Genomic DNA, 12,519 nt, shown 5'->3' with positions numbered 1-12,519 from the left:
TTCCGTAAATATCCTTAGAAAGGAGGTGATCCAGCCGCACCTTCCGATACGGCTACCTTGTTACGACTTCACCCCAATCATCTGTCCCACCTTCGGCGGCTGGCTCCTAAAAGGTTACCTCACCGACTTCGGGTGTTACAAACTCTCGTGGTGTGACGGGCGGTGTGTACAAGGCCCGGGAACGTATTCACCGCGGCATGCTGATCCGCGATTACTAGCGATTCCAGCTTCACGCAGTCGAGTTGCAGACTGCGATCCGAACTGAGAACAGATTTGTGGGATTGGCTTAACCTCGCGGTTTCGCTGCCCTTTGTTCTGTCCATTGTAGCACGTGTGTAGCCCAGGTCATAAGGGGCATGATGATTTGACGTCATCCCCACCTTCCTCCGGTTTGTCACCGGCAGTCACCTTAGAGTGCCCAACTGAATGCTGGCAACTAAGATCAAGGGTTGCGCTCGTTGCGGGACTTAACCCAACATCTCACGACACGAGCTGACGACAACCATGCACCACCTGTCACTCTGCCCCCGAAGGGGACGTCCTATCTCTAGGATTGTCAGAGGATGTCAAGACCTGGTAAGGTTCTTCGCGTTGCTTCGAATTAAACCACATGCTCCACCGCTTGTGCGGGCCCCCGTCAATTCCTTTGAGTTTCAGTCTTGCGACCGTACTCCCCAGGCGGAGTGCTTAATGCGTTAGCTGCAGCACTAAGGGGCGGAAACCCCCTAACACTTAGCACTCATCGTTTACGGCGTGGACTACCAGGGTATCTAATCCTGTTCGCTCCCCACGCTTTCGCTCCTCAGCGTCAGTTACAGACCAGAGAGTCGCCTTCGCCACTGGTGTTCCTCCACATCTCTACGCATTTCACCGCTACACGTGGAATTCCACTCTCCTCTTCTGCACTCAAGTTCCCCAGTTTCCAATGACCCTCCCCGGTTGAGCCGGGGGCTTTCACATCAGACTTAAGAAACCGCCTGCGAGCCCTTTACGCCCAATAATTCCGGACAACGCTTGCCACCTACGTATTACCGCGGCTGCTGGCACGTAGTTAGCCGTGGCTTTCTGGTTAGGTACCGTCAAGGTACCGCCCTATTCGAACGATACTTGTTCTTCCCTAACAACAGAGCTTTACGATCCGAAAACCTTCATCACTCACGCGGCGTTGCTCCGTCAGACTTTCGTCCATTGCGGAAGATTCCCTACTGCTGCCTCCCGTAGGAGTCTGGGCCGTGTCTCAGTCCCAGTGTGGCCGATCACCCTCTCAGGTCGGCTACGCATCGTCGCCTTGGTGAGCCATTACCTCACCAACTAGCTAATGCGCCGCGGGTCCATCTGTAAGTGGTAGCCGAAGCCACCTTTTATGTTTGAACCATGCGGTTCAAACAAGCATCCGGTATTAGCCCCGGTTTCCCGGAGTTATCCCAGTCTTACAGGCAGGTTACCCACGTGTTACTCACCCGTCCGCCGCTAACATCAGGGAGCAAGCTCCCATCTGTCCGCTCGACTTGCATGTATTAGGCACGCCGCCAGCGTTCGTCCTGAGCCAGGATCAAACTCTCCGATAAAGTAGTTTGACTGACTACGCACATCGCTGTGCGATTTATAAAAAAATGAATTAACAGGTACGTTTTGTCTTGTTTAGTTTTCAAAGATCATTTTGTTTGTCTGCTTTGTTAAAGCAACTTTATTAGTATACAATGTCGCTTTTTCAAAGTCAACAACTTTTTTAAGAAAATTACACTAACGTGCAATTGCTTGGCGGCGTCCTACTCTCACAGGGGGAAACCCCCGACTACCATCGGCGCTGAAGAGCTTAACTTCCGTGTTCGGTATGGGAACGGGTGTGACCTCTTCGCTATCGCCACCAAACAAATGCCTTCAGGATGAAGGTACTGGGCGTTTCTCACAGGATGTGAGAGCCCTTAGCGGAGTTTCCTTGCCTTTCCGCCTTTAGAGAGGTGTTCTCTCAAAACTAGATAACAGGTGTGACATCATTCAAAATGTGGTTAAGTCCTCGATCGATTAGTATCTGTCAGCTCCATGTGTCGCCACACTTCCACCTCAGACCTATCAACCTGATCATCTTTCAGGGATCTTACTTCCTTGCGGAATGGGAAATCTCATCTTGAGGGGGGCTTCATGCTTAGATGCTTTCAGCACTTATCCCGTCCGCACATAGCTACCCAGCGATGCCCTTGGCAGAACAACTGGTACACCAGCGGTGCGTCCATCCCGGTCCTCTCGTACTAAGGACAGCTCCTCTCAAATTTCCTGCGCCCGCGACGGATAGGGACCGAACTGTCTCACGACGTTCTGAACCCAGCTCGCGTACCGCTTTAATGGGCGAACAGCCCAACCCTTGGGACCGACTACAGCCCCAGGATGCGATGAGCCGACATCGAGGTGCCAAACCTCCCCGTCGATGTGGACTCTTGGGGGAGATAAGCCTGTTATCCCCGGGGTAGCTTTTATCCGTTGAGCGATGGCCCTTCCATGCGGAACCACCGGATCACTAAGCCCGACTTTCGTCCCTGCTCGACTTGTAGGTCTCGCAGTCAAGCTCCCTTGTGCCTTTACACTCTGCGAATGATTTCCAACCATTCTGAGGGAACCTTTGGGCGCCTCCGTTACCTTTTAGGAGGCGACCGCCCCAGTCAAACTGCCCACCTGACACTGTCTCCCCGCCCGATAAGGGCGGCGGGTTAGAAGGTCAATACAGCCAGGGTAGTATCCCACCGATGCCTCCACCGAAGCTGGCGCTCCGGTTTCCAAGGCTCCTACCTATCCTGTACAAGCTGTACCAACATTCAATATCAGGCTGCAGTAAAGCTCCACGGGGTCTTTCCGTCCTGTCGCGGGTAACCTGCATCTTCACAGGTACTATAATTTCACCGAGTCTCTCGTTGAGACAGTGCCCAGATCGTTGCGCCTTTCGTGCGGGTCGGAACTTACCCGACAAGGAATTTCGCTACCTTAGGACCGTTATAGTTACGGCCGCCGTTTACTGGGGCTTCAATTCGCACCTTCGCTTACGCTAAGCGCTCCTCTTAACCTTCCAGCACCGGGCAGGCGTCAGCCCCTATACTTCGCCTTACGGCTTCGCAGAGACCTGTGTTTTTGCTAAACAGTCGCCTGGGCCTATTCACTGCGGCTCTCTCGGGCTTGCACCCTAACAGAGCACCCCTTCTCCCGAAGTTACGGGGTCATTTTGCCGAGTTCCTTAACGAGAGTTCTCTCGATCACCTTAGGATTCTCTCCTCGCCTACCTGTGTCGGTTTGCGGTACGGGCACCTCTCACCTCGCTAGAGGCTTTTCTTGGCAGTGTGGAATCAGGAACTTCGCTACTATATTTCGCTCGCCATCACAGCTCAGCCTTATGGGAAACGGATTTGCCTATTTCCCAGCCTAACTGCTTGGACGCGGATATCCAATACCGCGCTTACCCTATCCTCCTGCGTCCCCCCATTGCTCAAATGGTGAGGAGGTGGTACAGGAATATCAACCTGTTGTCCATCGCCTACGCCTTTCGGCCTCGGCTTAGGTCCCGACTAACCCTGAGCGGACGAGCCTTCCTCAGGAAACCTTAGGCATTCGGTGGAGGGGATTCTCACCCCTCTTTCGCTACTCATACCGGCATTCTCACTTCTAAGCGCTCCACCAGTCCTTCCGGTCTGGCTTCACAGCCCTTAGAACGCTCTCCTACCACTGTTCGAAGAACAGTCCGCAGCTTCGGTGATACGTTTAGCCCCGGTACATTTTCGGCGCAGAGTCACTCGACCAGTGAGCTATTACGCACTCTTTAAATGGTGGCTGCTTCTAAGCCAACATCCTGGTTGTCTAAGCAACTCCACATCCTTTTCCACTTAACGTATACTTTGGGACCTTAGCTGGCGGTCTGGGCTGTTTCCCTTTCGACTACGGATCTTATCACTCGCAGTCTGACTCCCAAGGATAAGTCATTGGCATTCGGAGTTTGACTGAATTCGGTAACCCGGTAGGGGCCCCTAGTCCAATCAGTGCTCTACCTCCAAGACTCTTACCTTGAGGCTAGCCCTAAAGCTATTTCGGAGAGAACCAGCTATCTCCAGGTTCGATTGGCATTTCACCCCTACCCACACCTCATCCCCGCACTTTTCAACGTGCGTGGGTTCGGGCCTCCATTCAGTGTTACCTGAACTTCACCCTGGACATGGGTAGATCACCTGGTTTCGGGTCTACGACCACGTACTCATGCGCCCTATTCAGACTCGCTTTCGCTGCGGCTCCGCATCTTCTGCTTAACCTTGCACGGGATCGTAACTCGCCGGTTCATTCTACAAAAGGCACGCCATCACCCGTTAACGGGCTCTGACTACTTGTAGGCACACGGTTTCAGGATCTCTTTCACTCCCCTTCCGGGGTGCTTTTCACCTTTCCCTCACGGTACTGGTTCACTATCGGTCACTAGGGAGTATTTAGCCTTGGGAGATGGTCCTCCCGGATTCCGACGGAATTTCACGTGTTCCGCCGTACTCAGGATCCACTCAGGAGAGAACGAAGTTTTGACTACAGGGCTGTTACCTCCTATGGCGGGCCTTTCCAGACCTCTTCATCTACCTCGTTCCTTTGTAACTCCGTACAGAGTGTCCTACAACCCCAAGAGGCAAGCCTCTTGGTTTGGGCTAATCCCGTTTCGCTCGCCGCTACTCAGGGAATCGCATTTGCTTTCTCTTCCTCCGGGTACTTAGATGTTTCAGTTCCCCGGGTCTGCCTTCTCATATCCTATGAATTCAGATATGGATACCACTCCATTACGAGTGGTGGGTTTCCCCATTCGGAAATCTCCGGATCAAAGCTTGCTTACAGCTCCCCGAAGCATATCGGTGTTCGTCCCGTCCTTCATCGGCTCCTAGTGCCAAGGCATCCACCGTGCGCCCTTTCTAACTTAACCGTTAAAAAGAATCACTATGTGATATCTTGTATTACTAATTGAATGTGATGTCTACTGTTATCTAGTTTTCAAAGAACACGTTTCGAAGGAATGATCCTTCAAAACTAAACAAGACAGGGAACGTTCTGTTTATAAGACCCAAGGTCTTATATTCCGTAAATATCCTTAGAAAGGAGGTGATCCAGCCGCACCTTCCGATACGGCTACCTTGTTACGACTTCACCCCAATCATCTGTCCCACCTTCGGCGGCTGGCTCCTAAAAGGTTACCTCACCGACTTCGGGTGTTACAAACTCTCGTGGTGTGACGGGCGGTGTGTACAAGGCCCGGGAACGTATTCACCGCGGCATGCTGATCCGCGATTACTAGCGATTCCAGCTTCACGCAGTCGAGTTGCAGACTGCGATCCGAACTGAGAACAGATTTGTGGGATTGGCTTAACCTCGCGGTTTCGCTGCCCTTTGTTCTGTCCATTGTAGCACGTGTGTAGCCCAGGTCATAAGGGGCATGATGATTTGACGTCATCCCCACCTTCCTCCGGTTTGTCACCGGCAGTCACCTTAGAGTGCCCAACTGAATGCTGGCAACTAAGATCAAGGGTTGCGCTCGTTGCGGGACTTAACCCAACATCTCACGACACGAGCTGACGACAACCATGCACCACCTGTCACTCTGCCCCCGAAGGGGACGTCCTATCTCTAGGATTGTCAGAGGATGTCAAGACCTGGTAAGGTTCTTCGCGTTGCTTCGAATTAAACCACATGCTCCACCGCTTGTGCGGGCCCCCGTCAATTCCTTTGAGTTTCAGTCTTGCGACCGTACTCCCCAGGCGGAGTGCTTAATGCGTTAGCTGCAGCACTAAGGGGCGGAAACCCCCTAACACTTAGCACTCATCGTTTACAGCGTGGACTACCAGGGTATCTAATCCTGTTCGCTCCCCACGCTTTCGCTCCTCAGCGTCAGTTACAGACCAGAGAGTCGCCTTCGCCACTGGTGTTCCTCCACATCTCTACGCATTTCACCGCTACACGTGGAATTCCACTCTCCTCTTCTGCACTCAAGTTCCCCAGTTTCCAATGACCCTCCCCGGTTGAGCCGGGGGCTTTCACATCAGACTTAAGAAACCGCCTGCGAGCCCTTTACGCCCAATAATTCCGGACAACGCTTGCCACCTACGTATTACCGCGGCTGCTGGCACGTAGTTAGCCGTGGCTTTCTGGTTAGGTACCGTCAAGGTACCGCCCTATTCGAACGATACTTGTTCTTCCCTAACAACAGAGCTTTACGATCCGAAAACCTTCATCACTCACGCGGCGTTGCTCCGTCAGACTTTCGTCCATTGCGGAAGATTCCCTACTGCTGCCTCCCGTAGGAGTCTGGGCCGTGTCTCAGTCCCAGTGTGGCCGATCACCCTCTCAGGTCGGCTACGCATCGTCGCCTTGGTGAGCCATTACCTCACCAACTAGCTAATGCGCCGCGGGTCCATCTGTAAGTGGTAGCCGAAGCCACCTTTTATGTTTGAACCATGCGGTTCAAACAAGCATCCGGTATTAGCCCCGGTTTCCCGGAGTTATCCCAGTCTTACAGGCAGGTTACCCACGTGTTACTCACCCGTCCGCCGCTAACATCAGGGAGCAAGCTCCCATCTGTCCGCTCGACTTGCATGTATTAGGCACGCCGCCAGCGTTCGTCCTGAGCCAGGATCAAACTCTCCGATAAAGTAGTTTGACTGACTACGCACATCGCTGTGCGATTTATAAAAAAATGAATTAACAGGTACGTTTTGTCTTGTTTAGTTTTCAAAGATCATTTTGTTTGTCTGCTTTGTTAAAGCAACTTTATTAGTATACAATGTCGCTTCTTCAAAGTCAACAACTTTTTTTAAAACTTTTGGTGGAGCCTAGCGGGATCGAACCGCTGACCTCCTGCGTGCAAAGCAGGCGCTCTCCCAGCTGAGCTAAGGCCCCATGAAAATGGTCGGGAAGACAGGATTCGAACCTGCGACCCCATGGTCCCAAACCATGTGCTCTACCAAGCTGAGCTACTTCCCGATTTCCTATCTATTCTATTAAGAGATATGGCGCGCCCGAGAGGAGTCGAACCCCTAACCTTTTGATCCGTAGTCAAACGCTCTATCCAATTGAGCTACGGGCGCAATTAAATTTATAATATCCCGTTGGGATAAATGGAGCGGAAGACGGGATTCGAACCCGCGACCCCCACCTTGGCAAGGTGGTGTTCTACCACTGAACTACTTCCGCATGTCGCAATAAAAAAAGCTTTCTCCTTTTTGAGAAACCTTAGTAATAATACATTTAATAAAGCTTCCAAGCGGGCTCGAACCGCTGACCTCTTCCTTACCATGGAAGTGCTCTACCTGCTGAGCTATGGAAGCAATGGCTCCGCAGGTAGGATTCGAACCTACGACCGATCGGTTAACAGCCGATAGCTCTACCACTGAGCTACTGCGGAATAATATAAAGCTTCATAAACAAACATGGTAGAAATAATAAATCTGCTTGGCGGCGTCCTACTCTCACAGGGGGAAACCCCCGACTACCATCGGCGCTGAAGAGCTTAACTTCCGTGTTCGGTATGGGAACGGGTGTGACCTCTTCGCTATCGCCACCAAACAAATGCCTTCAGGATGAAGGTACTGGGCGTTTCTCACAGGATGTGAGAGCCCTTAGCGGAGTTTCCTTGCCTTTCCGCCTTTAGAGAGGTGTTCTCTCAAAACTAGATAACAGGTGTGACATCATTCAAAATGTGGTTAAGTCCTCGATCGATTAGTATCTGTCAGCTCCATGTGTCGCCACACTTCCACCTCAGACCTATCAACCTGATCATCTTTCAGGGATCTTACTTCCTTGCGGAATGGGAAATCTCATCTTGAGGGGGGCTTCATGCTTAGATGCTTTCAGCACTTATCCCGTCCGCACATAGCTACCCAGCGATGCCCTTGGCAGAACAACTGGTACACCAGCGGTGCGTCCATCCCGGTCCTCTCGTACTAAGGACAGCTCCTCTCAAATTTCCTGCGCCCGCGACGGATAGGGACCGAACTGTCTCACGACGTTCTGAACCCAGCTCGCGTACCGCTTTAATGGGCGAACAGCCCAACCCTTGGGACCGACTACAGCCCCAGGATGCGATGAGCCGACATCGAGGTGCCAAACCTCCCCGTCGATGTGGACTCTTGGGGGAGATAAGCCTGTTATCCCCGGGGTAGCTTTTATCCGTTGAGCGATGGCCCTTCCATGCGGAACCACCGGATCACTAAGCCCGACTTTCGTCCCTGCTCGACTTGTAGGTCTCGCAGTCAAGCTCCCTTGTGCCTTTACACTCTGCGAATGATTTCCAACCATTCTGAGGGAACCTTTGGGCGCCTCCGTTACCTTTTAGGAGGCGACCGCCCCAGTCAAACTGCCCACCTGACACTGTCTCCCCGCCCGATAAGGGCGGCGGGTTAGAAGGTCAATACAGCCAGGGTAGTATCCCACCGATGCCTCCACCGAAGCTGGCGCTCCGGTTTCCAAGGCTCCTACCTATCCTGTACAAGCTGTACCAACATTCAATATCAGGCTGCAGTAAAGCTCCACGGGGTCTTTCCGTCCTGTCGCGGGTAACCTGCATCTTCACAGGTACTATAATTTCACCGAGTCTCTCGTTGAGACAGTGCCCAGATCGTTGCGCCTTTCGTGCGGGTCGGAACTTACCCGACAAGGAATTTCGCTACCTTAGGACCGTTATAGTTACGGCCGCCGTTTACTGGGGCTTCAATTCGCACCTTCGCTTACGCTAAGCGCTCCTCTTAACCTTCCAGCACCGGGCAGGCGTCAGCCCCTATACTTCGCCTTACGGCTTCGCAGAGACCTGTGTTTTTGCTAAACAGTCGCCTGGGCCTATTCACTGCGGCTCTCTCGGGCTTGCACCCTAACAGAGCACCCCTTCTCCCGAAGTTACGGGGTCATTTTGCCGAGTTCCTTAACGAGAGTTCTCTCGATCACCTTAGGATTCTCTCCTCGCCTACCTGTGTCGGTTTGCGGTACGGGCACCTCTCACCTCGCTAGAGGCTTTTCTTGGCAGTGTGGAATCAGGAACTTCGCTACTATATTTCGCTCGCCATCACAGCTCAGCCTTATGGGAAACGGATTTGCCTATTTCCCAGCCTAACTGCTTGGACGCGGATATCCAATACCGCGCTTACCCTATCCTCCTGCGTCCCCCCATTGCTCAAATGGTGAGGAGGTGGTACAGGAATATCAACCTGTTGTCCATCGCCTACGCCTTTCGGCCTCGGCTTAGGTCCCGACTAACCCTGAGCGGACGAGCCTTCCTCAGGAAACCTTAGGCATTCGGTGGAGGGGATTCTCACCCCTCTTTCGCTACTCATACCGGCATTCTCACTTCTAAGCGCTCCACCAGTCCTTCCGGTCTGGCTTCACAGCCCTTAGAACGCTCTCCTACCACTGTTCGAAGAACAGTCCGCAGCTTCGGTGATACGTTTAGCCCCGGTACATTTTCGGCGCAGAGTCACTCGACCAGTGAGCTATTACGCACTCTTTAAATGGTGGCTGCTTCTAAGCCAACATCCTGGTTGTCTAAGCAACTCCACATCCTTTTCCACTTAACGTATACTTTGGGACCTTAGCTGGCGGTCTGGGCTGTTTCCCTTTCGACTACGGATCTTATCACTCGCAGTCTGACTCCCAAGGATAAGTCATTGGCATTCGGAGTTTGACTGAATTCGGTAACCCGGTAGGGGCCCCTAGTCCAATCAGTGCTCTACCTCCAAGACTCTTACCTTGAGGCTAGCCCTAAAGCTATTTCGGAGAGAACCAGCTATCTCCAGGTTCGATTGGCATTTCACCCCTACCCACACCTCATCCCCGCACTTTTCAACGTGCGTGGGTTCGGGCCTCCATTCAGTGTTACCTGAACTTCACCCTGGACATGGGTAGATCACCTGGTTTCGGGTCTACGACCACGTACTCATGCGCCCTATTCAGACTCGCTTTCGCTGCGGCTCCGCATCTTCTGCTTAACCTTGCACGGGATCGTAACTCGCCGGTTCATTCTACAAAAGGCACGCCATCACCCGTTAACGGGCTCTGACTACTTGTAGGCACACGGTTTCAGGATCTCTTTCACTCCCCTTCCGGGGTGCTTTTCACCTTTCCCTCACGGTACTGGTTCACTATCGGTCACTAGGGAGTATTTAGCCTTGGGAGATGGTCCTCCCGGATTCCGACGGAATTTCACGTGTTCCGCCGTACTCAGGATCCACTCAGGAGAGAACGAAGTTTTGATTACAGGGCTGTTACCTCCTATGGCGGGCCTTTCCAGGCCTCTTCATCTACCTCGTTCCTTTGTAACTCCGTACAGAGTGTCCTACAACCCCAAGAGGCAAGCCTCTTGGTTTGGGCTAATCCCGTTTCGCTCGCCGCTACTCAGGGAATCGCATTTGCTTTCTCTTCCTCCGGGTACTTAGATGTTTCAGTTCCCCGGGTCTGCCTTCTCATATCCTATGAATTCAGATATGGATACCACTCCATTACGAGTGGTGGGTTTCCCCATTCGGAAATCTCCGGATCAAAGCTTGCTTACAGCTCCCCGAAGCATATCGGTGTTCGTCCCGTCCTTCATCGGCTCCTAGTGCCAAGGCATCCACCGTGCGCCCTTTCTAACTTAACCGTTAAAAAGAATCACTATGTGATATCTTGTATTACTAATTGAATGTGATGTCTACTGTTATCTAGTTTTCAAAGAACACGTTTCGAAGGAATGATCCTTCAAAACTAAACAAGACAGGGAACGTTCTGTTTATAAGACCCAAGGTCTTATATTCCGTATAATATCCTTAGAAAGGAGGTGATCCAGCCGCACCTTCCGATACGGCTACCTTGTTACGACTTCACCCCAATCATCTGTCCCACCTTCGGCGGCTGGCTCCTAAAAGGTTACCTCACCGACTTCGGGTGTTACAAACTCTCGTGGTGTGACGGGCGGTGTGTACAAGGCCCGGGAACGTATTCACCGCGGCATGCTGATCCGCGATTACTAGCGATTCCAGCTTCACGCAGTCGAGTTGCAGACTGCGATCCGAACTGAGAACAGATTTGTGGGATTGGCTTAACCTCGCGGTTTCGCTGCCCTTTGTTCTGTCCATTGTAGCACGTGTGTAGCCCAGGTCATAAGGGGCATGATGATTTGACGTCATCCCCACCTTCCTCCGGTTTGTCACCGGCAGTCACCTTAGAGTGCCCAACTGAATGCTGGCAACTAAGATCAAGGGTTGCGCTCGTTGCGGGACTTAACCCAACATCTCACGACACGAGCTGACGACAACCATGCACCACCTGTCACTCTGCCCCCGAAGGGGACGTCCTATCTCTAGGATTGTCAGAGGATGTCAAGACCTGGTAAGGTTCTTCGCGTTGCTTCGAATTAAACCACATGCTCCACCGCTTGTGCGGGCCCCCGTCAATTCCTTTGAGTTTCAGTCTTGCGACCGTACTCCCCAGGCGGAGTGCTTAATGCGTTAGCTGCAGCACTAAGGGGCGGAAACCCCTAACACTTAGCACTCATCGTTTACGGCGTGGACTACCAGGGTATCTAATCCTGTTCGCTCCCCACGCTTTCGCTCCTCAGCGTCAGTTACAGACCAGAGAGTCGCCTTCGCCACTGGTGTTCCTCCACATCTCTACGCATTTCACCGCTACACGTGGAATTCCACTCTCCTCTTCTGCACTCAAGTTCCCCAGTTTCCAATGACCCTCCCCGGTTGAGCCGGGGGCTTTCACATCAGACTTAAGAAACCGCCTGCGAGCCCTTTACGCCCAATAATTCCGGACAACGCTTGCCACCTACGTATTACCGCGGCTGCTGGCACGTAGTTAGCCGTGGCTTTCTGGTTAGGTACCGTCAAGGTACCGCCCTATTTGAACGGTACTTGTTCTTCCCTAACAACAGAGCTTTACGATCCGAAAACCTTCATCACTCACGCGGCGTTGCTCCGTCAGACTTTCGTCCATTGCGGAAGATTCCCTACTGCTGCCTCCCGTAGGAGTCTGGGCCGTGTCTCAGTCCCAGTGTGGCCGATCACCCTCTCAGGTCGGCTACGCATCGTCGCCTTGGTGAGCCATTACCTCACCAACTAGCTAATGCGCCGCGGGTCCATCTGTAAGTGGTAGCCGAAGCCACCTTTTATGTTTGAACCATGCGGTTCAAACAAGCATCCGGTATTAGCCCCGGTTTCCCGGAGTTATCCCAGTCTTACAGGCAGGTTACCCACGTGTTACTCACCCGTCCGCCGCTAACATCAGGGAGCAAGCTCCCATCTGTCCGCTCGACTTGCATGTATTAGGCACGCCGCCAGCGTTCGTCCTGAGCCAGGATCAAACTCTCCGATAAAGTAGTTTGACTGACTACGCACATCGCTGTGCGATTTATAAAAAATGAATTAACAGGTACGTTTTGTCTTGTTTAGTTTTCAAAGATCATTATAGCCACTTAACGAAGCAGCTTTATTACTATAACATTTAGCCTCTTTTAAGTCAACAACCTTTTTCAAAGTATTTAATGAA

6 tRNA genes and 7 rRNA genes are annotated in these 12,519 nt (G+C 52.3%); all 13 read right to left on the bottom strand.

The window, feature by feature from the left end:
• Positions 1-18: 18 nt before the first annotated feature.
• Positions 19-1,568 (bottom strand): 16S ribosomal RNA (locus tag JQX68_RS01000).
• 188 nt (positions 1,569-1,756) lie between these two features.
• Positions 1,757-1,872 (bottom strand): 5S ribosomal RNA (gene rrf / locus JQX68_RS00995).
• Positions 1,873-2,005: 133 nt separating this feature from the next.
• Positions 2,006-4,933 (bottom strand): 23S ribosomal RNA (locus JQX68_RS00990).
• Between the two features lie 169 nt (positions 4,934-5,102).
• A 16S ribosomal RNA gene (locus tag JQX68_RS00985) occupies positions 5,103-6,652 on the bottom strand.
• A 172-nt stretch (positions 6,653-6,824) separates the two neighbouring features.
• A tRNA-Ala gene (locus JQX68_RS00980) sits at positions 6,825-6,900 on the bottom strand.
• Positions 6,901-6,907: 7 nt separating this feature from the next.
• Positions 6,908-6,984 (bottom strand) — tRNA-Pro (locus JQX68_RS00975).
• A 27-nt stretch (positions 6,985-7,011) separates the two neighbouring features.
• Positions 7,012-7,088, bottom strand: a tRNA-Arg gene (locus JQX68_RS00970).
• Positions 7,089-7,119: 31 nt separating this feature from the next.
• Positions 7,120-7,194, bottom strand: a tRNA-Gly gene (locus tag JQX68_RS00965).
• Positions 7,195-7,255: 61 nt separating this feature from the next.
• A tRNA-Thr gene (locus JQX68_RS00960) sits at positions 7,256-7,328 on the bottom strand.
• 2 nt (positions 7,329-7,330) lie between these two features.
• Positions 7,331-7,405: transfer RNA gene (locus JQX68_RS00955), tRNA-Asn, on the bottom strand.
• A 45-nt stretch (positions 7,406-7,450) separates the two neighbouring features.
• A 5S ribosomal RNA gene (gene rrf / locus JQX68_RS00950) occupies positions 7,451-7,566 on the bottom strand.
• 133 nt (positions 7,567-7,699) lie between these two features.
• A 23S ribosomal RNA gene (locus tag JQX68_RS00945) occupies positions 7,700-10,627 on the bottom strand.
• A 170-nt stretch (positions 10,628-10,797) separates the two neighbouring features.
• Positions 10,798-12,346 (bottom strand): 16S ribosomal RNA (locus tag JQX68_RS00940).
• Together the 16S, 23S and 5S rRNA genes with 6 tRNA genes alongside form the textbook arrangement of a ribosomal RNA operon.
• Positions 12,347-12,519: the final 173 nt, after the last annotated feature.

The sequence above is a fragment of the Bacillus sp. LJBS06 genome, assembly GCF_016924995.1.
In the GTDB taxonomy this organism is placed as follows: Bacteria; Bacillota; Bacilli; order Bacillales; family Bacillaceae; genus Bacillus; species Bacillus stercoris.
The sequence above is the reverse complement of the archived record's forward strand: the minus strand, read 5'-3'. Positions and strand labels throughout refer to the sequence as shown.